Genomic DNA, 23,925 nt, shown 5'->3' with positions numbered 1-23,925 from the left:
GCAATCTACAAGTAAGTATTATAATGGTTAATAAAATCCTTATAGTTTGTTTTGATACGCCTTATCCTTCCAATTACGGTGGTGTAGTGGATATCGAAAGAAAATTCGCCTATTATAAAAACAATAATATTAAAGTAGACATAATTTGTACCTGTTTTGATCAAAATAGGAAAAAGTATTTTGAGGAATTTATTAAAAGCAATCAAACAATAATTTGTAATTATTATATAGAACTAATTAGTGTTTCAATTTTAAAGATATATAAATTCATTAGTTCAATTCCCTTTTCAGTAAATGTTAGAGCAATTAATTATAATAATATTGAGTTTCTAAAAACTGAAAAATATTCATTGGTTTTAATTGAACATTTAAAATCAACTAAAAATTTAGAATTATTAGCAAATATTATAAATAAAGGAAGCGATAAACCACCATTTTGGTTGAGGTTACATAATGATGAAGCTGAATATTATTATAATATGTATAAATCAAGTTCATCACCTAAAAAAATATTCTTCTGGTCAGAAAGTTTAAAGTATAATAAATATCAAAAGAAAATTTTGAATAATAAATTTTACGAAGGATTTTTATATATTTCAACTGAAGATAAAATCAATCTGGAGAAATTAACTTATCAAAATTCCAAGAATATTTTATTGCCTATTTTTTATAAATCTAAAAGCTTAAAGGAAAATGTACATAAAAAAATCGACTTTTTTTACGTAGGAAATTTAGATTTAGATGATAATCTTCGTGCTATACACAAGATAAATACATTTATACTAGACCATGATTTAATGCATTATAATATTACAATAGCAGGTAAATGTACATCGGTAGAAAGGCAAGAAATTATTAAACAAATATTCTCCTTACACTATAACATTCAATTTAAATTCAATGTTAGTAAAGCGGAATTACACGAATTATATGTATCTTCCAAATTCTTTCTTAACTTTTCATCTAATGGAAGTGGAGTTAAAACTAAATTAATTGAAGCTTTAGATTATCGAAATCTTATAATATCAAATAATGAAGGTGTTAAAGGAAGTGGATATGAAGATATAGTATTTAATAATAATTCGATTGATATTAATTATTTACACCAATTATTAACAAACAATAAGTCTTATTCGCTATATTTAGAGCGAGTTTCTAATTTATTAATTTTAAAGGAAGAGGAAGTTGTTAAACAATATGATTATTGGTTGTTTAATAAAATAGTATAGTAATATGAAGGTAATAAATTTTGAACAAAATGCTTTTAATGATTTTTTAGCAGAATCATTAAAAGAATTGAATAATGATTCAATAAAACTTCTTATACTAGGAATTAAAGAAGGTGGTTCCCCTTTAGCAATAAATGTGTATGATTTTTTGAAATATAATTCGAAAAATCAAATTGAGTTAAATTTTATAACATGCCAACGACCATCTACATATGCTAAGAAAAATAAAAAATTTTTAAAATATCTTATTCAAAATTTCTTTAAGATTCTTCCTTTATCAGTTTTAGATATTTTACGTGTAATGGAATTTAAAATTTTAACAAATAGCAATTTAGATACTGCACGTCATATTATAGTAGAAAATGAGATTGATTATAACAAATATGATAAAATTTTGATTATTGATGACGCAGTAGATTCTGGTTTAACATTAAAAAAAGTATCTGATTATATAGGAACTAAAAAGCATGAATCAGTAGCTGTAGAATCATTAGCAGTTGTAGTAACTAATGAGAATACCATGATGATGCCAGACTATTTTTTATATAAAAATGTTTTAATTCGCTTTCCTTGGTCTTTAGATGGTTAAGAAAATAGTATTTGATTTTGATAAAACATTAGTACGTATAAATACATTTCCGTTATGGATTTTATTTGTACTTGTTTTTTCTATGTTAAAATTTGAGTTTAGATATAATCTTTTGATTCTTTTGATTCAAAGAAAGATTAGCAAACGTATTTCTCATGATGAATTTAAAAGAGAAATACTGGAAATTAAACTATCAGATAGTTATTATAAAACTTTTGCGAGGATTATAAAATATTTTGTGAATCAAAAAGTTTATGATTTATTGGTTAAAGAATATCAAAATCACCATATGATTATAATATCTTCTGCAGCACCTGAAAAGTATTTAAAACCTTGTATAAAAAAAATATTCCCAACGTTTAATAATGAAATTATAGTGATAGGAGCGTCTGTTAGCAATGGCAAATTTTCTAATAACTATAAAGAAGAAAAATATTTAAATCTTTTAAAAGAAAAATATTTATTAAGCGGTGAATTGGTAGAAGAGTTTTACACAGATTCCATAGATGATTTACCTTTAGCTTTAAATAGTAAAAAAGTTATTTTAGTATCGCCTACAGTTACTTCTCTAAATAAATACAAAGCTCAGTATAAAAATAAATTGGAGATAATATAAAAATAAAAAAAAAGCTGGATTAATTTCCAGCTTTAATTGTATCGTTTACTTCTTCAACTTTTTCAGTTGTAGAGATTGTATCAGCTTGCACTTCTTCAGCATGTTTAGCATGATCTTCTCCGTGTCCACCCTCGTGGTGTAAATCATCTGCAGTGTATGCTTCATGTTCAACAGGTAAAACTCCGTGGTTTCCACCTGGTTTCGTGTTACAAGAAACTGCTAAAAAAGCTACAGCAGCTAATAATCCTAATTTTTTCATGTCTACAATTTTTATATGTAAATGATGTATTATAAATCAAATGTTCTACAAAATTAAGTAAAATGTTTGTTTTAAGAAACTTTATTTTAACTCGCCAATTTTTTGAATACCACCTTTTGTGATATCACCAATTTTTACATCAATTTTTGTATCTAATGGTAAGAATATATCAACTCTTGATCCGAATTTAATAAATCCATACTCTTTACCAGCAATAGCATCATCATTATCTTTTGCATAATTTACAATACGTCGAGCTACAGCTCCTGCAATCTGACGAAACAATACTTTTGTCTGATCTGGAGTTTCAACTACTACAGTGGTACGCTCATTTAACTCTGATGATTTTGGATGAAATGCAACCAAAAATTTTCCTGGATGATATTTAGAAAAAATTACTTTTCCATTTACCGGATATCGAGTGACGTGCACATTTAAAGGCGTCATGAAAATCGATAACTGAATACATTTTTCCTTCAGAAATTCAGATTCATATACTTCTTCTAAAACGACAACTTTTCCATCAACTGGAGCAATAATACAATTATCAGAAGAATCAGTTTCTCTGATAGGGTTTCTAAAAAACCAAATTATAAATCCAAATAGGATCCAAAAGGGTAAAGCTAATACTATACCATAGGTAGGCATATAATGTGCCAACGCAACAGTTATAATAGTAAATAATACCAAGCATCCAATTAATATGGATGTACCTTCTCTGTGAAGCTTCATAAAGTGTATACTAATAAATAATATAAATAGATAAATGGAACGACAAATATAAAACTATCTAATCTATCTAAAAAACCGCCATGACCTGGAATTAATGTTCCACTGTCTTTTATTTGAAAAAATCTCTTTAATTTAGATTCAGTTAAGTCTCCGATAGGACCTAATAGAGCCACGATTATACCTATAATTGACCAATCTACGATAGCATTACTATCAAAATATTTCTCAATAATAAAACCTGCTAATATGGTAAAAATCAAACCTCCTGCAAATCCTTCCCAAGTTTTAGCTCCAGAAATTTTTGGAGCGAATTTATGTTTTCCAAATAAATTTCCTGCTATATATGCGAACGAATCACTTGTCCATAATAGAATAAATATAAATAATAATTCTTTGAACATTTTATATTCACCTAACTCATACGAAAAGGTAGGAAGAGTAAATGCTAGCACAAATGGCATTATAACATATACGACAGCAATAGTAGCTTTAGAAAAATCATTTAATAATTCTCTAGTAGAAAAGAAAATAGTTATAATTGATATTATAAATAAAACTGGAGGTATAAATGCTTTAGAATTTAAAAAGAACTCAAAATGATCTTTACCATTTAAAAAAATTGTTAAAAATTCTTTACCAAATAATATAAATAGAATAGCAGAAGCTACAATACTTCCTACCAAGTATAATTTGTCTTTTAGATGAGTCATTTTTATAAACTCATATAAACTTAATGAGGCAAAAATAGCCATAAGTGCAATAAGTCCATAAGGATGAATTGTACTTCCTAGGAAAATAATAAGAGCGTAGATTATTCCGGAGATTGCTCTAGGGATAAAATTTTTCATGATAAATTGTCTACCAATAACAGATAAATATTTTTAGCATTGGGAATCGAACTAAAACTATGCATGTCCTTTCCTCGTATGCAGGTAATATTAGAAGGTAGATTGTCTTTTTTTAAAGATTTTAATTTTTGAAGCCCATCACTTAAGTTGTTAGCAAATTGAGTGGGAGTTGCCCAAATAATAAAATTTAAGGGAAATTCTTCTACTTTACGTCCTGCAGTTTGATGTGCAGATATCATTATGCTACCATCAAATGCACATAGAAATTCACATTTAAGAAATGAAAATCCTTGCGGTATTTCATTAGGATTTATGGTATATTCTGTTTCTATTTTCTCTAGAATATTTTGTAAATAAGGATCTACACAAATTAATTTAGAAGAATTTTCAAATTTAATAATTTGATTTAAATTATGAATTGCTTCATTTTTATTTTCACAATATAAAAAATGTCCGCCACCCGAATTAAAGTTCGTTGCAAACAACTCATCCAAAGAAGAGTTTTGGAAAGAATTATCCACTCCAAAAACGTCAACATTATTATTGTCTTCGTTTTTAGTATGAGTTGAATTTACAGAATTAAATATTTTTTTAATTGCCTTCCACATGAATTTTCATGTTTTAATCTTTTCTTTATTTAAGAGTTTAAAGTTAGTGAAAATTGCCAATTAAACAATAAATGAAAAAAAAAACACATCCTAAGATGTGTTTTTTTTTTATTTATCGTAAAGTTATTAGATGATTTCAGGTTGATTTTGAACTTCTTCAACAACTGGCTTTTCATCAATTATTTCTGAAGAAAAAGGTCTAGGCCCAAAAACTTCTTCTAAGTCTTCTTTAAAAATTACTTCTTTATCAATTAATTTTTGTGCTAAAAGATCAAGTTTATCTCTATTTAATCGTAATATTTCCTTAGCACGTTCATATTGACCTTCAATCATTAAATTGATTTCTTTATCAATTTTCTGAGCAGTTAACTCAGAATATGGTTTACTAAATCCATATTCATTTTGCCCAGATGAATCATAATATGAAATATTACCTATTTCTTTATTAAGACCATAAATACTAACCATAGCGTTAGCTTGTTTAGTCACTTTTTCTAAATCACTTAAAGCCCCTGTAGAAATATTTCCCATCACCACTTCTTCAGCTGCTCTACCTCCCATTGTCATACACATTTCGTCTAACATCTGTTCAGTTGTAGTAATTTGTCTTTCCTCAGGTAAATACCATGCTGCACCTAATGATTTACCACGTGGTACAATAGTTACTTTAACTAAAGGAGCTGCATGTTCTGTTAACCAACCAATAGTAGCATGTCCTGCTTCGTGATATGCAATACGTCTTTTTTCAGATGGTTTAATCACTTTACTTTTCTTTTCAAGACCACCTATTATACGGTCTACAGCATCTAAGAAATCTTGCTTTTCAACAACATCTTTATTTTTACGTGCAGCTACTAATGCAGCTTCATTACAAACATTAAAGATATCTGCTCCAGAAAAACCTGGTGTTTGTTTAGCTAAAAATTCTACATCAACATCTTCACCTAATTTTAAAGGGCGTAAGTGAACTTTAAAAATATCTTTACGCTCATTAACTTCTGGTAAGTCAACATGAATTAAACGGTCGAAACGACCTGGTCTTGTTAAAGCTTTATCTAAAATATCAGCACGGTTTGTAGCAGCAATAACAATAACGTTAGATTCTGTACCAAAACCATCCATTTCAGTTAATAACTGGTTCAATGTATTTTCGCGTTCATCGTTAGAACCAGAGAAATTTGATTTTCCACGAGCTCTACCAATTGCATCAATCTCATCAATAAAAATAATTGAAGGAGATTTTTCTTTTGCATTTTTGAATAAATCACGTACACGAGAAGCTCCAACTCCAACAAACATCTCCACAAAATCAGATCCTGATAATGAGTAGAATGGAACTTTAGCTTCACCTGCTACAGCTTTAGCCAATAATGTTTTACCGGTACCTGGAGGTCCTACTAAAAGAGCACCTTTTGGAATTTTACCACCTAACTTAGTGAATTTATCAGGGTTTTTCAAGAATTCAACAATCTCTTCGATTTCTTCTTTTGCACCTTCTAATCCTGCAACATCTTTGAATGTAGTTTTGATGTGATCTTCACCTTCAAATAATTTTGCTTTAGATTTTCCAACGTTAAAAATTCCACCTTGTCCGCCACTACTAGCACCTCCCATTTTACGGAAGATAAAGAAGTAGATAATTCCGAAAAATATCATCCAAATAAAAATCTGTAAAAATAATTTTGTAAATCCATCAGGAGTTATCGTGTTTAATTTTACATTTTTATTTACACTACTAGCAACAATTTCATTAAATTCCTTTTCAAAATTACCTGCATCGGCAATTGTAAATGAGAAATTAGGACCTTTTGATCCAAAATTTGTTAAGCTAGGTTCTTCGTTTTTAAATTGTTTAAATTCTTCACTGTTTAAAGCTTTGTCTGATAAATAGACACTTACTTTATTTTTCTCTAAATCTAAGTCAACTTGGTCAACAAACCCTTTTTGTACATAAGAATTAAAAGTACCACGGTCTAAGCTCTTCGTTTGGCCTCCTAAATTTGGTGTAATAAAAAAGAAGCCAATAAGTAGTAACCCTATAATTCCGTAGATCCATGTGGGATTAAAACCTTTTGGTTTAAAATTATTTTTTTTCAATTTTTTTTGGTTTCGTTAAGATCTATTAATAATTCATTTCTATGCGAGTTTCTATCGCATCTCCCCAAAGGCCTTCGATGTCATAGAATTCTCTGTGTTCATTCTGAAAGATATGAACAATTACGTTAGTGTAATCCATTAAAATCCAATGTTTGTTTTGAGTTCCCTCTACATGATAAGGTCTTTCGTGCATTTCTGTTTTAACTAAACGTTCTACAGACGCTGCGATTGCGCTTACTTGTGTATTTGACTTACCGTTGCAGATTACAAAATATTGACAAAACGCATTTTCAACTTCGCGTAAATCTAAAATTGTAATATCTTCTCCTTTAACATTTGTTATTCCATCAACAATGCTATCTAATAAGTCTTTTGTATATTGTGAATCTATCATCTAATTTATTTATATAAACGGCAAATTTAGTTATAATTAGTAAAATACTAAAGATTTTAAAATAACTTTAACCACTTATCTGTTCAATTCGAATTAAAAATGAATATTATTACATTTGATACACTTCCAAGTACGAATGATTATTTGCTAGATTTATCCAAAAAAGGTGCCAATTCTTGGACTGTCATACATGCATATAATCAGACAAAAGGAAAAGGATATGCTGGGAATGTATGGCAAACAAATCCAAATGAAAATTTAACCTTTAGTTTATTGATAAAAAGTGATTTAGATTATAAAGATTTAATTGTTCTGAATCAGTGGGTAGCAGGATGTATATATAAAGTATTATCCTCTATACATGGAAAATGGTTCATAAAATGGCCAAATGACATTATCCTAAATGACAAAAAAGTATGTGGTGTATTAATAGAAAATTATAAGTCTAATAAAACTATGCATACAATAATTGGAATTGGTATAAATATTAATCAAACTGATTTTAATCATTTGCCAAAGGCTTCATCATTACAAAAAGAAACTGACATTCAGTATGACATTTTGGCGATTTTGGCAGATTTGATAGATGGTTTCAAAAATGAATTTAATTTAATTGAAAATAAATCATTCACTTTAATTAGTGATTTTTACAATAAGTATTTATATAAAAAAAATCAGTTAGTAAATTTTAGAATAGAAGAAAAAATTTGTGAAGGGAAAATTTTATATGTAGCTTCTAATGGAAATCTTGTAGTGGATTTTAAGGGTAAAGAATATGAATTTATGCACAAACAAATTGAACTTATTTTTTAATAATCAATAAAGAAAGTATTTTTGTTTTATGGAAGAATTTGTAGTGTTAGTAGATCATCAGGATCAGGAGTTGGGTTTAATGGAAAAACAACAAGCACATGTTGCGGGGTTACTGCATCGCGCTTTTTCAGTTTTCGTATTTAATTCAAAAGGTGAGTTAATGTTGCAACAAAGAGCCGCTACAAAATATCATTCACCAACTTTATGGACCAATACATGTTGTAGTCATCCGAGAGAAAATGAAACTTATTTGGACGCTGCTCATCGACGTTTACAAGAAGAGATGGGTTTTAATTGCGAATTATTCCATAAATTTCATTTCATCTATAAAGCTAATCTAGATAATGGTCTTACAGAACATGAATTAGACCATGTTTTTATAGGTATTTACGATGAGGAACCTATTCTTAATAAACATGAAGTAATGGCGTATCGTTGGGTGGAAATGGATGATTTAAAAAAAGATATCGAAAAAAATCCACACAATTATACAGCTTGGTTCAAGATTATATTCGACCAATATATTTCTCATATAGAAGCATAAACTGATAAGAAACAATGAAAGTTACCATCAATCGAAAGGCACATTTTAATGCTGCACACCGTTTATATAATCCGAATTGGACTGAGGAGAAAAATAAGGAAATTTTTGGAAAATGCTCCAATCCTCATTACCATGGACATAATTACGAATTAATTGTAAGTGTAAAAGGGGAGATTGATCCAGAGACGGGATTTGTAATGAATTTAGATGTTCTACGAAAAATTATTGAAGAGGAAGTTGAAGAATATCTAGACCACAAAAATCTAAATATTGAAGTTGATGATTTTAAAAATTTAAATCCAACTGCAGAAAACATTGTGATTGTCATTTGGAATAGAATTAGATTGAAATTAGCTCAAAATTTAGAATTAAAAATAACCTTGTACGAAACGCCTAGAAACTATGTAATATATGAAGGAGAATAAATTTACAATCGGTGATCATATTCCTACATTTTCTTTGGAAGATCATAAAGGGAACTGGTTTAATTCAGATGAATTTTTATATAAAAAATATTTTGTACTATTCTTTTATCCAATGGATTTTACGCCAACATGTACTAAAGAAGCTTGTCAATTTAGAGATATAAACCAAGAGTTTCAAGCATTAGATGCAATTGTCTTGGGTATCAATGGGCAATCTATTAATTCTCATGAAAAATTTGCTGTTAAAAATAATTTGAATTATCCTATATTATCAGATCGTAAAGCAGAATTAACTAAGAAATTAGGAATCAAAAAAACGTTTGGTTTATTAACACCACGAGAAACGTTTGTGTTTAATAAAAAAGGAAAGTTAATAGAACATATACGTTCTAATGCAGCACAAATACATATTGACAAGGCATTGAATGCTATAAAAAACGATCAAGAAAATTAATTTTCTTGATCGTTTTTATTTCTTGTAAATCTTGGTCGTACGAATGTGCGATATGCAAAAAAGATAATTGCTCCAGTAATAGAATAAACTAACATAGTTTTTACATCACTTTTGTCAAAAATATATTTCATACCAAACAAAACGATAAAGAAAAGACCTGTTAATAATAAGTTTTGTTTCATGAGACAAAGATAAGCTTTCTACATTTAGTTTATATATAATGTTCCAATTTGGACTATTTTTTCTGATTCTGCTAATTGATTAGGGTTTGTGCCTGGTTGATTCTGTGGTATTTCTAAATTCAATTTCTGATAGAATTCAATCCAAAACGAATCAAATTGACCCGTGTTAATATTTGTAAAATTCATTGGTATATGTTGGAAAATTGAATTTCCTCGAAAGGCTCTTTCTATAAAATCTGAACAATAAAAGGATTCATTATTTAAAATATATGTCCAGTTATATGGTTTTCCTACCATCAATTTTGCATTTATAATAGCATCTGGAATACTATATGAAAATTCATTTTTAAGACGATAAACATCTATATAACGTTTATTTTGTGTGGCTGATAAATATAATGTCCTTATGGATTCTCGTTGAGATCCGCCTTCTGGGGCGGAGTGAAGTATAAAGATGGAATCGTAATTTTTTTCAACTAATCCGACATGATCATAATTTCTTTGCTTAGAAATTTGGGTAACTCTATTTATAGCGCCAGATAAATTTTCTTCTCTAGAACGTATAAAGATCAGATCTCCATTTTTTAAATCTGTGATAGATATAACTTTATCATTCTGCTTAATTGTTACGTTTTTTGACACGCAACTTGTGAAGCAAAAGAGTGTAAATAAACCTATTAGTAGAAGAACATTATTTATAATTTTTTTCATTCGTTATTATTTGTATTTTTAAACTCTATTATAAAGGTATAGTTTATGGATTTTAAAAAGGGATTAACAGTTACAATAATACTGCTATTAATTGGACTAGGTGCTGCAATTATTATAGGAAGCAACCAGGGGCGTGATGTGTTTTTTATCACAGATTTTGATGCAATTGTTAATAACTCTATTTCAGCAAAAAAAAATAAACAATATTCTTATCAAATATTACGCTTGAAGGGTAACGTAAACGATACTATAATTATTAAACCCTGTGATTCATGTAATACAGTAAAACTTTCTGGAAACATTAGTCAAAAATTCAAATACAAGTTTACGCATGGTGTATCAAGAATGAGTTTTAATCCATATAAAGCAACATCAGGAAATTTAAAGATCGTACACAAAATCAGATAATACAACATGTGCGTTGTGCTTTTTGAAAATAAAATTTCCTATTTTTGAAACAAATAATAAACAAAGCAAACAATCATGAAAATTACAACATTAAACCAAAAGCATAAAGATTTAGGTGCTAAGATGGTTCCTTTTGCTGGATATGAAATGCCAGTACAATACACAGGTGTAAACCAAGAGCATTTTGTAGTTCGTGAAAAGGTTGGAGTATTCGATGTGTCTCATATGGGGCAATTTTTTGTGAAAGGAGAAAAAGCTACAGATTTCTTACAATATATTTTGAGTAATGATGTAACTAAAGTAACTGTCGGACAAGCACAATATAATGCAATGCCTAATGAAAAAGGTGGTATTGTGGATGATTTAATTATTTATAAGTTAGCTGAAAACGAGTGGTTAGCTGTTGTTAATGCATCTAATATTGAGAAGGATTGGGAATGGATGAATAAACAAAATTCTTTTGGAGTAGAATTGACTAACAAATCAGACGATATGTCTTTATTAGCAATTCAAGGTCCTAAAGCCATTGAAGCAATGCAATCATTAACAGATATCAATTTAGCGGAAATTCCTTTTTATCATTTTGTGGTAGGTACATTTGCTGGTATGGCAAATGTTATAATTTCTGCAACAGGATATACTGGTTCTGGAGGTTTTGAAATTTATTTCGCTAATGAGCAAGCCAATGAAATGTGGGATAAAGTAATGGAAGCTGGTAAAGATTTCGGAATAGAACCATGTGGATTAGCAGCTCGCGATACATTACGATTAGAGAAAGGTTACTGTTTATATGGAAATGATATTAATGATGAAACTACACCACTAGAAGCGGGGTTAGGATGGGTAACTAAATTAGACACAGGATTTATTTCTTCAGATATTCTAAAAGCTCAAAAAGAGGCAGGTATAGAGAAGAAATTAGTTGGTTTTAAAATGATTGAACGTGGAATTCCAAGACACGATTATAAAGTTGTTGATGACAATGAGAACACAATAGGGATTGTAACATCAGGAACACAATCTCCAATGTTAAAGCAAGGAATAGGATTAGCTTACGTGCATATTGATTTTGCGAAAGTAGGGACTAATATTAGAATTCAGATTCGAGACAAAAATATTTTAGCAGAAGTCGTAAAAACGCCTTTCGTATAATTATATTTAATATAATACTTCATCCTACTTCTTCAGAAGTAGGATTTTTTTATATCAAAAATGAATGATTGTTAATATTTACTTAACATATTGTTAAATTAATAAATTTTCACTCAATATTTTATATAAATACTAAATTGATAAAATAATAAGGATTTTTATATTCATTTATTTTAATTATATCAATAACTCTGTTATATTTGTTAAATACATTGCTCATTTTTCTAAGAGGAATTAACACTAATTATGAATTTTAAAGATCTCTACTACAGAGATCTTTTTTTTTGTATAAAAAAACTGCTCACTAAAAGTGAACAGTTAAATATTATAATTCCTGATCATATAAATCAATCAATGGTCTAGGATCTTTCTTTTTAATTTGATATATCCAATATATAAACACTCCAATACCATTGCCTAATATAATTGCAAGGATCCATAATAATCGATCTTCGCTTTCTATAAGATTAGGGTTTTTTACGGCATGTACTACGTAATAAACAAAAGATATAACTCCTGTGAAAAATCCTAAAAAAACTAAAAATATAAATATGATTAAATTTCCTAATAAAGATGTTAGCATGGATTTGGAAGCTCCTTCATGCCCTAACTGAGAATCTAAAGTACCAAATAAGGAAAAGAATATTACAAAATAGCTTAGTATAGCTAATAAAAATATAGCTAAAGGTACAATAGCTAATATAGTTTGAAGTTTAGGATTATTTAATAGTGATGTTAAATCTCTATCCAATATTGGCATTGTTTTCATTGGAAAAATACACTTTTATTTTTTCTGCTCTAGATTTTCCTACAACATTAGTTAGTTCTTCCAAAGATGCAGATTTTATTTTTTGTACTGACTTAAAAATTGTTAATAATTCTTTAATTGTTTGTGGGCCTATACCCGGAATATCATCTAATTCTGACTTAAATGTATTATTACTTCTTCGATTTCTATGTTGTGTGATTCCGAAACGGTGCGATTCGTCTCGCACATGTTGTAAAACTTTCAAAGTTTCTGAAGTTTTATCTAAATACAAAGGATAAGGATCATTAGGATAATAGATTTCTTCTAAGCGTTTTGCTATTCCAATAATAGATATTTTACCTCTAAGACCTAATTTATCCAATGATTTTACAGCAGAGCTAAGTTGCCCTTTACCGCCATCAATTAAAATAAGTTGAGGTAATGGTTCACCTTCAGCTAATACGCGAGAATAACGTCGGTAAATAACTTCTTCCATTGTAGCAAAGTCATTAGGACCTTCTACGGTTTTAACATTAAAAATACGATAATCTTTTTTGCTCGGTTTTCCATCCTTAAAAACAACACATGCAGAAACAGGATTAGTTCCTTGGATGTTAGAATTGTCAAAACCTTCTATATGTCTTGGTTCTACAGGTAAAGTAAGATCAGCTTTCATCTGATTCATTATACGTTTAGTATGACGATCAGGATCTACAATTTTAGTCTGTTTAAGTTGTTCTAAACGGAAAATTCGTGTATTTTTTAGCGATAAGTCAATAATATGTTTCTTTTCTCCAATTTTTGGTACAGTGATTTTTCGATTCGGAATTTCTAAACTTATATCAAAAGGAATATAAATTTCTTTGGAATCTAATTGGAATCGCTCAGAAAAATCAATAATAGCTTTTTCTAGTAAATCTTCATCGGTTTCATCCAATTTCTTTTTCCATTCTTCTGTATGAGATTGGATTATGGCACCATGGTAAATCTTCATGAAATTGATGTACGCATATTCTTCATCCGATGAAATAGAAAATACATCAACATTACTAATTGTTGGAGAAACAATAGTAGTTCTTGCCTGATATTTTTGTAAAGTTTCTAACTTATCTTTTGTGATTTGTGCTTTTTCAAATTCTAAATTAGCTGCAAAATTGGACATTTTATCAACTAAATAATTTTTTGCTTCGGTAAATTCTCCTTTTATAATACTACGAATTGCATTAATTTGAGTCATATACTCTTCTTCAGATTGCAATCCTTCGCATGGACCCTGGCAATTTCCTATGTGATATTCTAGGCAAACTTTGTACTTGTTATTTTCAATATTTTTTTCGCTCAAATCATAGGTGCAGGTACGAACTTGATATAGTTCTTTAATTAAACCTAACAAAACCTTCATGATTTTTATACTAGAGTATGGGCCATAATATTCAGATCCATCTTTGATGATATTTCTAGTAGAAAATATACGCGGAAAGCGTTCGTTTTTAATACAAATCCACGGATATGTTTTATCATCTTTTAATAAAATATTATACCTGGGCTGATGTTCTTTTATTAAATTATTTTCTAATAATAAAGCATCATATTCTGTATTAACATTAATAGTTTCAATATTTGCAATATTAGAAACTAAAACGCGCAACCTTTTAGAATCGTGAGTTTTATTAAAATAGGAATTTACACGTCGTTTTAAGTTTTTGGCTTTTCCAACGTATAACAGGTCCCCGTTTTTATTATAATATTGGTATACACCAGGAGTTTCGGGTAATGAGGCTAATTTTAATTTTACGTTCTCGTTCATTAATCGACTGCAACTATATTTATTTTTTCATGTTCTTCATCAATATAAACTAACAATTTTTCTTTGATTGTATAGCCTAATTGTTGAAAGAAATCCGCGTATTGACTGATTTGGAAATGATGCGTAGTTTCCGGCTGTCCAGTTTTATAATCAATAATTGTACAATTATTATCTTGGTCTATTACAACTCGATCCGCTCTAAAAATTTCTCCATTAGCATCAATAAAATCACGTTCATTTAATATCTTTAAACCTTTTGCAAAATACGGAACTAATAATGAATTAGATAATAAAATCTCTATTCCTTTTTTTACACGATCTAAATTTTCATTAGAAATATTTCCTCGTTGATGTTCTAAGTTTATAATTTTTTCTGCTTCGTCTCCAGTTATTATTTGCGCAAGAACATTATGCATGGCATTTGCAAATTCAGTTAATTCAAGTTTTTGCTGTGTTTTTTCCGAATTTGTATTTACAGTAAGCTTATTATTCCAATCTAATGAATGGAGTTTGATTTCTGACGAATCGTTTTTATTCTCTATATTTTCGCTTAAACGTTTAGGTGTTCCAAAAACTTCAATTTTATCTTCTAACAAACCTTTAGATACTGTATAACTATGCAAGTAATTAGCAATAGAAGTAGTTTTAGAACTTTCTTTTGGTTTTATAGCGATAAGATACAACTGTTCTTTTGCGCGCGTAGTGGCAACGTACAAAGTGTTAATTTCATCCATCTGAACCAGATTCTCTTCCTCGTCTATTGCATTTCTAATATCTAAATCCCGAATTGTTTTAAGATCATTATTAATTCCTAAATAAAAATTGCTAAAAGGATTGATTTCGGATTTTTCTAAAGGTATCCAAATTTTGTTGTTTTTAGGTTGCCAATCCAAAAATGGTACAATAACTACAGGAAATTCTAAGCCTTTAGATTTATGAATTGTCATGATTTGTACTGCATCTACACCTTTCGGAGTTTTTACAGAGGATTTATCTTTTGCAGTAGACCAATAATCTAAAAATGAATTTAAATCCGACTCATTTTTTGAAGCATATTCTAATATAACATCTAAAAATGTTAAAATATATGCTGGCGATTTATCTTGTAAGCGTAAAGATCGAATTGCTTTTTCTGTAAAATCGTATAAAGATAAATTCTCATCTTGTACAAAGCTTAAATCTATACCAATCTCTTTTGTAAGCTTTAAGAAGCCATCTAATTTCTTTTTTATACCTTTTTCAATGGTTATAGTTAAGTCATCTGTTGTAAACAATTCTAATTCGTATGCCACCATTAAAAAACGAATTTTACTCTGTTCATCCAAGGAATTAGCAGCTATTTTAAATAAATATTCGATTAACTGTATCTCATAAGAATTTTTTAATAATAATGCTTCATTAGAAATAACAACGATATTGTTTTCAGTTAAATGCTTAGCCAATGCTATTCCTTGTGCATTGCTACGAACCAATATAGCAATATCACTCAAAGAAAAACCATTTTCTTGGCATTGATGAATATAGTCTAATACATAACTTAAATTTTGTTCTTTAAAAGGATCTTTAGATCGTTCTAAATTTTCAATAAATTGTATATGTACATATCCTTCTTTGCGATGGTTAGAATTTTGATTGTTACCGTCTTTATAAAGTTTTTTAAAACCTTCTAAATTTAATTGAGGCGAAATATGAGAATATAATTCATTATTAAACTGAATAATATTTTTATGACTTCTCCAGTTTGTTTCTAATTCCTGAACTTTAATGTTAAGCTCCTCTCTATTTTCTATTAGGCCTATCATCTGAGCAGGATTTCCTCCTCGCCAGCGGTAAATAGATTGTTTTGCATCTCCTACTAACATAATTGTATCCGACTGCGCACGAGCATTTTCAATCAAAGGATCAAAATTTTGCCATTGTAGGGTAGAAGTATCTTGAAATTCATCGATAAAATAATGTTTATATCTACTTCCTATTCTTTCATATATAAAGTTTGCTGGCTGATCGCGTAAATGTTTACTGATACGTGTATTAAATTCGTTAATCAATAATACATTAGATTCTTTTTTGATAGAATCCAATGATTTTTCTACTTCATTAATTAACGAAATAGAGGATATGTTTTTTTGAATATTTGATAGTAAAATTAATTTATCATTGATAAATTGGAGTTGAAGATATAAGGCTTTTATTTCTGGAAAAAGTTGTCCGGCAGTTGCGTTTTTAACTTTATCTAAATAAACACCATCTATAATATCTTTTTTATTGCCATCTGTGGGTAGTATAATTGAAGAACCATCATAATTATTAAGTTTTGTAAATAATGCTGCAATTCCACGAGATTTTCCAGGAAGATCATCTATTGAAATCCCATTAGTTTTAATTAATTCAAAGAAAGTTTGACCTATTATTTGTACCCCTTTTTTTAAATCTTTTACATCATTAAAAATATTTTTACGATAGGTTACAAATTCTTCTAAAGAAACGTTTCTTAATTGTTCTAAGTGCTCTAAATTTCTGTCATTTGATATATTAACAGTATCTGATGAAAGTGCCTTTCTAATGTCCCAAGATTTGTTATCATCCATATTATCTAGCGCAATAGCAATCATAGTTTCTGTTAATTTCTCATCTTCACCAATTTTGGAATATAATAAATCTACCGATTCTTCTATAATTTCTTGGGTATTCATTTCGACATCAAAATTCATTGATAATCCCAAATCTTGTGCAAAAGATTTCATTAATCGAAGATTAAACTTATCAATTGTTGAGATAGAAAATTTAGAGTAATTATGAAGAATTGCAATTAATATTTTACGAGATCTTTCTTGTATAATATTTTTGTCTATTGCAAGTTCCGAAGCAAGTGTAGAAATATATTGATCGTGTAATTTTGCTGGATCAGCTAATTCTTCTAAAGTTTCAATAATACGCTCTTTCATTTCATTTGCCGCTTTATTGGTAAATGTAATGGCTAAGATATTTTCGAATCGATAAACACTTTCATCTTTAAGTAATAATGAAATATATTCTTTAACTAACGTATATGTTTTACCTGCTCCAGCAGAAGCATTGTAAATTTTAAAATCTCCGGGTTGTAGCACTTACAATAAATTTTTAGAAAGTTAATAATTTATCGCAATAGTATAACATTAAAGAGCCAAAGTATGTCGCATAAAAAAAGGAAGCCTCCTCAGGCTTCCTTCATCTCTTACATAAAAGAGAATATATTTAAAATAAATATTTGATACCTACTTTAACACCGTCCATCATTCCAGAGTTTAATCCGAAATTGAATGTGTTATTTGTATCTCCTTGTTTTGGGTTCATTGCATTCCATGCAAATAATCCAAATGTAGCCTCTACAGACCAGTTAGAAGAAAAGAAATAATCTAAACCTGGAGCGATTTCTACACCATAAGTTGTATAGCTATTTCTATAATCTACACCGTTTACTTTATCTTTTGTATTTCCAATCCCTACAGGTACAGAAGCTTGTCCGAAAACTTTTAAGTTTCCTGCTACATCCCAGTATTTACGTACAAAAGGTTGAACTAAATAAGTGTTTGTTTTTTTAATGTAATCTGCATTTATTTCATTACGAGAACCAGTATATCCAAATGCTGCTCCTACCGCAATATCAGAAGTAATGAATTTTCCGATTGATGGTAATGCTGTGTAAGTTTGAGTATCACCTTCGTTTGTAGAAGTATATCCAGCTTGACCCATGATCATCCATTGCCCATCTAAATTAACTCCGTTTTTCTCACCTTCATTCTCTTGTGCAAATGCATTAGCTCCGAAAGCTAATAAAGTTGCTGCTAAAATTAATTTTTTCATAACTTTTAAACTTTGTGTAAAGTTGCGAGGGGGAGCAGTGGTAACAAATGATTAAAATCAGTTAAATCCAGTCATATGGTTAATATCTTTAACTAAAACATTCATTTTGCTGAATGATATTAAGTTGTGAAATGTTAAATTTAAAATTTCCTAAACTATGTCATGTTTATAGGACACATATTCAACTTGCGTATATATGTTGTTATGTTGAAATATCACTTATCTTTTTGTAGAATCTCAGATAAATAATAAAAGATTAGCGTTTATTTTCGCTTAAAACTGATCAATAGTATGAATTGTTTAAATCTTAAAAAGAACATTTAAAAATCAATTAAATTTAAATGTTGAGATGGGAAAAAAAGAAAATAATTAACATAAATGATTAGCCGGCGTGCTTCATTTCTTAAACTTAAACGAAAGTATATTCTAATAAAAAAGGAAGCTAAATTGACTTCCTTTTAAAAATGTTATAAAAAATTATTTCAGTTGCTTTTGTTGTTTTTCTAATTCTTTGATGCGTTTTTCAGCAAGTTTTTTATTTAGTTTCTCAAGTTTTAATCGCTCTTCTATTTGTTTTTTAGTTTCAGGTTTTTCACCATTGTAATTGATGCTCCAAACATCAGTGTTTTTATCATCTAAACTTTTTATAACGTCATCTATTGATACAACTTTGGTAGTTATAGACCAAGCGTTTTGATTAGATTGAGGTTGTACATCAATACTCCAATCAGATTTATTATTTTTTTGATTTTTAGCATTTGACATTTTCTCTTGAGCTTCAACAATTGCTTTTTGCTGTTCTTTTGTAAGTTCTTTACTGAAAGTGTGAACTGAATTTGTCTTTGAGCTGTAAACGATATTATTACCAAAAACATTTGTTTCTAATTTAGAAGGAATTTTAGATTCACTAATTAATTTATCCTTAGCATCGAATACTAAAATTTTATCTTCAACTTGGATAACTTTCGTCCCGTTTCGTTTTAACATTTCAATTCCAGCAAAATTTTTAATATCAATATCTTTCAATTTAGCTTTGATAGCAGGAGTTAAAATTTCATTAGTTGATAAATCATCAAGCTTTAAAATAGTAGAATTACTTGCTTTAAATTTAGAATCAACACTAAATCTAATCGTATCATTATTCTTTTTAATAACTTGTAAAGAGTTTCTATCTTTTCCAACAACAATAGATTTGATTTCTTTTGGATCGATACTGTTTAATTGATCAGTATTTGAGATTGAAAATTTGCCCTCACCAATCATTTCACCTTTATCATTAATTTTGAATTTACTTTTTTGAGGTAATTCATTAAGTTTTATTTCTTTTGTCTCACCAGATTTTAAAGTTATAATTGCATTGTTATGGTCTTTGATGTCGATGTTTTTAATATCTTTTGTATTGATATCACCTAAATCTTGATCAGTTAATGTAAAATGTTTATTAGATATTTTAAATTTTTTAGTTTTAATAGTATCACCTACTAAAGAATCAATAGTTGAAGTCATTACATCTTTTATAGGATTTTCTACTTTTTGATCTAAAGCATTCTCAACTTTCTTTGCACTTTCATTAACTCCTTGCGCAAATGATTTTTGGCTAAATAATACAAAAGCAGATAATATAAACGGTAAACTTGCGAAAGATAAAATGCGCATCTTTCTTTTGGATGTGTTTTTTGTCATCATAAGAAGACGTTTTTTAGTTAATATAAAATTGAAATGACTTACCATTTGATTCTGTGACTGAGCAGCAATACTGTCTAAAATTTGAAGTTGATAAAATTTTAAATCAACATTATTTTGTAAAACATATTCATCAGCTAAAAACTCGTGATTTAGCTGCACTGATTTTTTGTACAAATACACAAAAGGATTAAACCAAAAAATGATTTGATAAATTTCTATAAATAAAATATCCCAACTGTGTTTTTGAATACAATGTGCCTTTTCGTGCTGGATAAGATTTGGATGAATAGTTTGATAATCATCTTTAGGTAAAAATATATAATGTAGAAAACTAAAAGGCTGTTTAGAATTTTTGTCCAAAACAATAGTTAGTTCATCCATATCATATTTATCCTCTTGTTTAATACAGTAGATTAATAAACCGATATTAAAAATGAATCGTAGTGCTAAACCTATTCCAATTACAGTATACAACCAATTCAATGCATTTGTCCAGGTAATAGCAGATTCCTCTTGTAAAATATCAGGATTTGCCATCAAGTAGGATATAAGTTCAGATGAAATAGGAGTTTCCTGCTCTGTAATTGGAAGATGTATTTTGTATAAAGGTGCAAAAAGTGCAAACACCAATGAAAATAGTAGATAAAATCGATTAATTTTATACATACTTTCACGCTCAAGAAATGCTTTATAAAATGAATATAAAAATCCTGAACACAATACAAATTTGATGATATAAGCTATCATAGGCTATCTCTTTTTGCGGTCGATTTCGTTGTCGATAACATCTCGTAATTTTTCTAACTCTTCAATACTCATCGTATTTGATTTTGCAAAAAATGAAGCAAATTGTGCAACCGAATTATTAAAGAAATTAGAAATTATTCCTTTAACTTCTTTTGAGAAATAATCATCTTTTTTTACCAGCGGGAAATATTGACGTGAATTTCCTTGTTGATTGTAATCGATAAATCCTTTATCGTACATACGCTTTAATAACGTAGCAATAGTCGTGGCTGCAGGTTTTGGTTCTGGTGCAGCATCAATAATATCTTTGGCAAAAGCTTTCCCTTTTGACCAAATGACTTCCATTACTTCTTCTTCTTTTTTAGATAAATTCATATTTCTATAATTGTAGAATACTACAAATGTAGAATAAAAATTTACATCTCCAACTTTTTAAGAAAATTTTATAAATGACTGTTGTAATGGACATAAAAAAACGCCAAGATATATCTTGACGTATAGACTTATTTAATTAAAGTAGAAATATATTCCATAATCATCGCAGTTGCATTTGGTGATTTTTGTACAAAATCGCCCGCTACTTGCCCTGCTTTTTTTCTGAAATTATCATCAGAAATCAATTGATCCATAATTAAATCAAATTCTTGTTGATTAGTGATAGTAAAACCACCTCCAACTTCCATTAAATCAACGGCTTCTTGGAATTTCTTATATTTCGGACCGAAAACTACAGGATTTCCATAAGTCACAGCTTCTAATGTATTATGAATTCCGGCTCCAAATCCTCCTCCGATATAGGTAATATCAGCGTAAGCATACACTTTTGAAAGAATTCCAATTGTGTTTAAAATAAAGACTTTTGCTTGTTTTAAATCTTCAGAAGAAGTAGAATCTAAATCAGAGAATTTGGCTACATTAACATTTAATTTAGCTATAAAACTTTCAATTTCTTTATCGTGTAAATTATGAGGAGCAAAAACAATTTTCCAATCATCTTTTAATTTTTGGTTGATTAATGAAAGAAATAATTCTTCATCTTTTGGCCACGAACTTCCTACGACAATTAATTTTAAATCTCCTTTAAAATGATCCATAAAATCCAATTGATTATTCTGATGAACAAGTTGTTTAACGCGATCAAAACGTGTGTCTCCTGCAAGTGTTGACTGAGATATTCCAATGGAGTCTAATAAAACTTTACTTTTCTGATTTTGTATAAAAAAGTGGTTAATTAAATTTAACTTTTGTGCAAACCAGTTTCGTCCATCTTTTTTAAAGAAATTCTGACTATCTCTAAAAATAGCAGATACCACAATTGTGGGGATATTTTTTTGATTTAATGCAGTAATTAAATTAAACCAGTATTCATATTTTACTAAAACAAGAAGATCTGGATGAAGAACTTTAATCAACTTTTCTGCATTCTCTTTTGTATCCAATGGAAGGTAAAAAATGACGTCAGCGCCCGGATAATTCTTACGAATTTCATAGCCAGAAGGTGAGAAAAATGATACCGCAATCTTGTGATGTGGGTATTTTTCTTTTAAAGATTCAATCACAGGACGACCTTGTTCAAACTCGCCTAAAGAAGAACAATGTACCCATAGAACTTTATCAGTTTTTGAAATTTTTGAAGCAATTTTTTGCTCCCAATCTTTGCGACCTTTAACCCAAAGTTTTGCCTTATCATTAAATCCTGAAGCCAATTTTAACGCTAATCCGTACGCCTTAATTGAAATGTTATATATTACTTGCACAATGATGCAAAGTTAAAGAATATTGATTTAGGTTTTTTTGTACATTTGCTAATGATTTACGGCAAATTATCTTATTGCTGATTTATAGAATTCATGACTATGAAAAAAATTCAAATGGTTGACTTACAAAGTCAATATCAAAAAATAAAATCAGAAGTTGACGCTTCTATCTTAAATGTAATTGAGTCTGCAGCATTTATCAATGGTCCAGAGGTAAAACAATTTCAATCAGATTTAGAGAAATTTTTAGATGTAAAGCATGTAATTCCTTGCGGAAATGGAACTGATGCTTTACAAATTGCTTTAATGGCGCTAGGATTAGAGCCAGGAGATGAAGTTATTACTGCTGATTTTACATTTGCAGCTACTGTTGAGGTAATCGATTTATTAAAATTAAAGTCTATTTTAGTAGATGTTAATTTAGATACATTTACTATTGATGCTGAAAAATTAAAAGCCGCAATTACCCCTAAAACAAAAGCAATTATTCCTGTTCATTTATTTGGTCAATGTGCTAATATGGATGAAATTATGGCTATTGCAAAAGAATATAATTTATACGTAATTGAAGATACTGCGCAAGCAATTGGAGCAGAATTTAAAGGTAAAAAAGCTGGTACAATTGGTCATGTAGGTTGTACTTCATTCTTCCCATCTAAAAATTTAGGATGTTATGGTGATGGAGGTGCAATTTTTACGAATGATGATGACATAGCTCACCGTTTACGTGGAATTGTAAATCATGGTATGTACAAACGTTATTATCATGATGAAGTAGGAGTGAATTCTCGTTTAGATTCAATTCAAGCAGCTGTTTTACGTCATAAATTACCGTTTTTGAACGATTACAATAAAGCACGTTATGCTGCAGCTTCTTATTATACAAATGCATTCAAAGATATTGCTGGATTAATTACGCCAGCAGAAGCCGATTATTCTACACATGTTTATCATCAATACACATTACGTGTTCTTGATGGTAAAAGAGATGAATTACAAGCTTTCTTAACAGAAAAAGAAATACCTGCAATGATCTATTATCCGGTTCCATTACGTAAACAAAAAGCTTACAATAATGGACATTATATTGATGCAGATTTTCCAAATACAGATCAATTAGTTCAAGAAGTAATGTCTTTACCAATGCATACAGAATTAACTGAAGAACAATTAGTTTATATTACAAGTGCAGTGAAAGAATTTTTCGCAAAGTAAAATACTGAAAACAATATTTCATAAAAGCTTCTACTTTCTAGTAGAAGCTTTTTAATTTTAT

At 28.9% G+C, this 23,925-nt stretch carries 25 protein-coding genes; 10 read left to right on the top strand and 15 right to left on the bottom strand.

The genetic code is table 11. The features are described from left to right. The first annotated feature begins 23 nt into the window (after nt 1–23). The 3 genes from IM532_RS03920 to IM532_RS03910 are packed head-to-tail and all read left to right on the top strand — an operon-like array spanning nt 24 to nt 2,434. Nucleotides 24–1,229 (top strand): glycosyltransferase, encoded by a 1,206-nt coding sequence (locus tag IM532_RS03920; protein WP_194182139.1) that lies wholly within the window; start codon nt 24–26, stop codon nt 1,227–1,229. Nucleotides 1,230–1,233: 4 nt separating this feature from the next. Beyond that, a complete protein-coding gene (locus IM532_RS03915; RefSeq protein WP_194182138.1) occupies nt 1,234–1,818 on the top strand; it encodes a phosphoribosyltransferase family protein in 585 nt (194 codons plus the stop codon). Then, nucleotides 1,811–2,434: an HAD family hydrolase gene (locus IM532_RS03910; RefSeq protein WP_194182137.1), complete on the top strand. Its 624-nt coding sequence runs from the start codon at nt 1,811–1,813 to the stop codon at nt 2,432–2,434. The genes IM532_RS03915 and IM532_RS03910 overlap by 8 nt, the downstream gene beginning before the upstream one ends. 19 nt (nt 2,435–2,453) lie before the next feature. Here the strand turns inward: IM532_RS03910 and IM532_RS03905 are convergent, their stop codons facing one another. The 6 genes from IM532_RS03905 to rsfS form a co-directional block, all read right to left on the bottom strand. Continuing rightward, nucleotides 2,454–2,693 carry a hypothetical protein gene (locus IM532_RS03905; protein ID WP_194182136.1) on the bottom strand — a complete coding sequence of 80 codons (240 nt, stop codon included), beginning with the start codon at nt 2,691–2,693 and terminating at the stop codon, nt 2,454–2,456. A gap of 81 nt (nt 2,694–2,774) precedes the next feature. Further along, nucleotides 2,775–3,425: a phosphatidylserine decarboxylase family protein gene (locus IM532_RS03900; RefSeq protein ID WP_194182135.1), complete on the bottom strand. Its 651-nt coding sequence runs from the start codon at nt 3,423–3,425 to the stop codon at nt 2,775–2,777. After that, a complete protein-coding gene (locus IM532_RS03895; protein WP_194182134.1) occupies nt 3,422–4,273 on the bottom strand; it encodes a phosphatidate cytidylyltransferase in 852 nt (283 codons plus the stop codon). Before IM532_RS03895 ends, IM532_RS03900 begins: the two co-directional genes overlap by 4 nt. Continuing rightward, entirely contained in the window at nt 4,270–4,881 is a 612-nt protein-coding gene (locus IM532_RS03890; protein WP_194182133.1) for a hypothetical protein, read from the bottom strand. The genes IM532_RS03895 and IM532_RS03890 overlap by 4 nt, the downstream gene beginning before the upstream one ends. 126 nt (nt 4,882–5,007) lie before the next feature. Continuing rightward, on the bottom strand, nt 5,008–6,978 hold the full coding sequence (ftsH, locus tag IM532_RS03885) for an ATP-dependent zinc metalloprotease FtsH (protein ID WP_194182132.1): 1,971 nt from the start codon (nt 6,976–6,978) through the stop codon (nt 5,008–5,010). Nucleotides 6,979–7,003: 25 nt separating this feature from the next. After that, the gene (rsfS, locus tag IM532_RS03880) at nt 7,004–7,372 is read right to left on the bottom strand and encodes a ribosome silencing factor (RefSeq protein WP_194182131.1); all 369 of its coding nucleotides are present in this window, start codon (nt 7,370–7,372) and stop codon (nt 7,004–7,006) included. 99 nt (nt 7,373–7,471) lie between these two features. On the opposite strand from rsfS, the gene IM532_RS03875 reads away from it, so the two are divergent. The 4 genes from IM532_RS03875 to IM532_RS03860 are packed head-to-tail and all read left to right on the top strand — an operon-like array spanning nt 7,472 to nt 9,608. Further along, nucleotides 7,472–8,185, top strand: coding sequence for a biotin--[acetyl-CoA-carboxylase] ligase (locus IM532_RS03875; RefSeq protein ID WP_194182130.1), 714 nt, complete (start codon nt 7,472–7,474; stop codon nt 8,183–8,185). 28 nt (nt 8,186–8,213) lie between these two features. Next, nucleotides 8,214–8,729 carry an isopentenyl-diphosphate Delta-isomerase gene (gene idi, locus IM532_RS03870; RefSeq protein WP_194182129.1) on the top strand — a complete coding sequence of 172 codons (516 nt, stop codon included), beginning with the start codon at nt 8,214–8,216 and terminating at the stop codon, nt 8,727–8,729. 14 nt (nt 8,730–8,743) lie between these two features. Next, a complete protein-coding gene (locus IM532_RS03865) occupies nt 8,744–9,154 on the top strand; it encodes a 6-pyruvoyl trahydropterin synthase family protein (RefSeq protein ID WP_194182128.1) in 411 nt (136 codons plus the stop codon). Next, a complete protein-coding gene (locus IM532_RS03860) occupies nt 9,141–9,608 on the top strand; it encodes a peroxiredoxin (protein WP_194182127.1) in 468 nt (155 codons plus the stop codon). Before IM532_RS03865 ends, IM532_RS03860 begins: the two co-directional genes overlap by 14 nt. Here IM532_RS03860 and IM532_RS03855 read toward each other — a convergent pair. Beyond that, complete coding sequence (locus tag IM532_RS03855; RefSeq protein ID WP_194182126.1) at nt 9,605–9,790, bottom strand: hypothetical protein; 186 nt, start codon at nt 9,788–9,790, stop codon at nt 9,605–9,607. The genes IM532_RS03860 and IM532_RS03855 overlap by 4 nt on opposite strands. Nucleotides 9,791–9,814: 24 nt before the next feature. Next, entirely contained in the window at nt 9,815–10,432 is a 618-nt protein-coding gene (locus IM532_RS03850; RefSeq protein ID WP_317172977.1) for a YiiX/YebB-like N1pC/P60 family cysteine hydrolase, read from the bottom strand. A 114-nt stretch (nt 10,433–10,546) separates the two neighbouring features. Here IM532_RS03850 and IM532_RS03845 point away from each other — a divergent pair, with 114 nt between their 5' ends. Both IM532_RS03845 and gcvT read left to right on the top strand, forming a co-directional pair. Continuing rightward, nucleotides 10,547–10,909 carry a hypothetical protein gene (locus IM532_RS03845; RefSeq protein WP_194182124.1) on the top strand — a complete coding sequence of 121 codons (363 nt, stop codon included), beginning with the start codon at nt 10,547–10,549 and terminating at the stop codon, nt 10,907–10,909. A gap of 75 nt (nt 10,910–10,984) precedes the next feature. Next, nucleotides 10,985–12,061 (top strand): glycine cleavage system aminomethyltransferase GcvT, encoded by a 1,077-nt coding sequence (gene gcvT, locus IM532_RS03840; protein WP_194182123.1) that lies wholly within the window; start codon nt 10,985–10,987, stop codon nt 12,059–12,061. Nucleotides 12,062–12,386: 325 nt separating this feature from the next. On the opposite strand, the gene IM532_RS03835 is transcribed toward gcvT, so the two are convergent. The 7 genes from IM532_RS03835 to IM532_RS03805 all read right to left on the bottom strand — a co-directional run bounded on the left by IM532_RS03835 (nt 12,387) and on the right by IM532_RS03805 (nt 22,649). Then, a complete protein-coding gene (locus tag IM532_RS03835; protein ID WP_194182122.1) occupies nt 12,387–12,830 on the bottom strand; it encodes a hypothetical protein in 444 nt (147 codons plus the stop codon). Then, nucleotides 12,805–14,616: an excinuclease ABC subunit UvrC gene (gene uvrC / locus IM532_RS03830; protein WP_194182121.1), complete on the bottom strand. Its 1,812-nt coding sequence runs from the start codon at nt 14,614–14,616 to the stop codon at nt 12,805–12,807. The genes IM532_RS03835 and uvrC overlap by 26 nt, the downstream gene beginning before the upstream one ends. Then, a complete protein-coding gene (locus IM532_RS13810; protein WP_194182120.1) occupies nt 14,616–17,723 on the bottom strand; it encodes a UvrD-helicase domain-containing protein in 3,108 nt (1,035 codons plus the stop codon). The genes uvrC and IM532_RS13810 overlap by 1 nt, the downstream gene beginning before the upstream one ends. A gap of 127 nt (nt 17,724–17,850) precedes the next feature. After that, nucleotides 17,851–18,459 (bottom strand): outer membrane beta-barrel protein, encoded by a 609-nt coding sequence (locus IM532_RS03820; protein WP_194182119.1) that lies wholly within the window; start codon nt 18,457–18,459, stop codon nt 17,851–17,853. Nucleotides 18,460–18,936: 477 nt separating this feature from the next. Next, complete coding sequence (locus IM532_RS03815; RefSeq protein WP_194182118.1) at nt 18,937–20,892, bottom strand: M56 family metallopeptidase; 1,956 nt, start codon at nt 20,890–20,892, stop codon at nt 18,937–18,939. A gap of 3 nt (nt 20,893–20,895) precedes the next feature. Further along, nucleotides 20,896–21,267 (bottom strand): BlaI/MecI/CopY family transcriptional regulator, encoded by a 372-nt coding sequence (locus tag IM532_RS03810; protein WP_194182117.1) that lies wholly within the window; start codon nt 21,265–21,267, stop codon nt 20,896–20,898. A gap of 128 nt (nt 21,268–21,395) precedes the next feature. After that, nucleotides 21,396–22,649 (bottom strand): 3-deoxy-D-manno-octulosonic acid transferase, encoded by a 1,254-nt coding sequence (locus tag IM532_RS03805; RefSeq protein ID WP_194182116.1) that lies wholly within the window; start codon nt 22,647–22,649, stop codon nt 21,396–21,398. Nucleotides 22,650–22,748: 99 nt separating this feature from the next. On the opposite strand from IM532_RS03805, the gene IM532_RS03800 reads away from it, so the two are divergent. Continuing rightward, a complete protein-coding gene (locus IM532_RS03800) occupies nt 22,749–23,864 on the top strand; it encodes a DegT/DnrJ/EryC1/StrS family aminotransferase (protein WP_194182115.1) in 1,116 nt (371 codons plus the stop codon). The last annotated feature ends 61 nt before the right edge of the window (nt 23,865–23,925 follow it).

This window comes from Faecalibacter rhinopitheci, assembly GCF_015234135.1.
Taxonomy (GTDB): Bacteria; Bacteroidota; Bacteroidia; order Flavobacteriales; family Weeksellaceae; genus Empedobacter; species Empedobacter rhinopitheci.
Note: the sequence above shows the minus strand (reverse complement) of the source record. Positions and strands in the feature narration are given on the sequence as shown.

What these genes read in the sequence shown, in the direction of transcription:
- gcvT (WP_194182123.1), top strand. Translation starts at nt 10,985, where the DNA reads ATGAAAATTACAACATTAAACCAAAAGCATAAAGATTTAGGTGCTAAG.
- IM532_RS03905 (WP_194182136.1), bottom strand. Translation starts at nt 2,693, where the DNA reads ATGAAAAAATTAGGATTATTAGCTGCTGTAGCTTTTTTAGCAGTTTCT.
- IM532_RS03845 (WP_194182124.1), top strand. Translation starts at nt 10,547, where the DNA reads ATGGATTTTAAAAAGGGATTAACAGTTACAATAATACTGCTATTAATT.
- IM532_RS03900 (WP_194182135.1), bottom strand. Translation starts at nt 3,425, where the DNA reads ATGAAGCTTCACAGAGAAGGTACATCCATATTAATTGGATGCTTGGTA.
- IM532_RS03895 (WP_194182134.1), bottom strand. Translation starts at nt 4,273, where the DNA reads ATGAAAAATTTTATCCCTAGAGCAATCTCCGGAATAATCTACGCTCTT.
- uvrC (WP_194182121.1), bottom strand. Translation starts at nt 14,616, where the DNA reads ATGAACGAGAACGTAAAATTAAAATTAGCCTCATTACCCGAAACTCCT.
- IM532_RS03860 (WP_194182127.1), top strand. Translation starts at nt 9,141, where the DNA reads ATGAAGGAGAATAAATTTACAATCGGTGATCATATTCCTACATTTTCT.
- IM532_RS03910 (WP_194182137.1), top strand. Translation starts at nt 1,811, where the DNA reads ATGGTTAAGAAAATAGTATTTGATTTTGATAAAACATTAGTACGTATA.
- IM532_RS03835 (WP_194182122.1), bottom strand. Translation starts at nt 12,830, where the DNA reads ATGAAAACAATGCCAATATTGGATAGAGATTTAACATCACTATTAAAT.
- IM532_RS03890 (WP_194182133.1), bottom strand. Translation starts at nt 4,881, where the DNA reads ATGTGGAAGGCAATTAAAAAAATATTTAATTCTGTAAATTCAACTCAT.
- IM532_RS03875 (WP_194182130.1), top strand. Translation starts at nt 7,472, where the DNA reads ATGAATATTATTACATTTGATACACTTCCAAGTACGAATGATTATTTG.
- IM532_RS03865 (WP_194182128.1), top strand. Translation starts at nt 8,744, where the DNA reads ATGAAAGTTACCATCAATCGAAAGGCACATTTTAATGCTGCACACCGT.
- IM532_RS03800 (WP_194182115.1), top strand. Translation starts at nt 22,749, where the DNA reads ATGAAAAAAATTCAAATGGTTGACTTACAAAGTCAATATCAAAAAATA.
- IM532_RS03855 (WP_194182126.1), bottom strand. Translation starts at nt 9,790, where the DNA reads ATGAAACAAAACTTATTATTAACAGGTCTTTTCTTTATCGTTTTGTTT.
- idi (WP_194182129.1), top strand. Translation starts at nt 8,214, where the DNA reads ATGGAAGAATTTGTAGTGTTAGTAGATCATCAGGATCAGGAGTTGGGT.
- IM532_RS03815 (WP_194182118.1), bottom strand. Translation starts at nt 20,892, where the DNA reads ATGATAGCTTATATCATCAAATTTGTATTGTGTTCAGGATTTTTATAT.
- IM532_RS03820 (WP_194182119.1), bottom strand. Translation starts at nt 18,459, where the DNA reads ATGAAAAAATTAATTTTAGCAGCAACTTTATTAGCTTTCGGAGCTAAT.
- IM532_RS03810 (WP_194182117.1), bottom strand. Translation starts at nt 21,267, where the DNA reads ATGAATTTATCTAAAAAAGAAGAAGAAGTAATGGAAGTCATTTGGTCA.
- IM532_RS03915 (WP_194182138.1), top strand. Translation starts at nt 1,234, where the DNA reads ATGAAGGTAATAAATTTTGAACAAAATGCTTTTAATGATTTTTTAGCA.
- IM532_RS03920 (WP_194182139.1), top strand. Translation starts at nt 24, where the DNA reads ATGGTTAATAAAATCCTTATAGTTTGTTTTGATACGCCTTATCCTTCC.
- rsfS (WP_194182131.1), bottom strand. Translation starts at nt 7,372, where the DNA reads ATGATAGATTCACAATATACAAAAGACTTATTAGATAGCATTGTTGAT.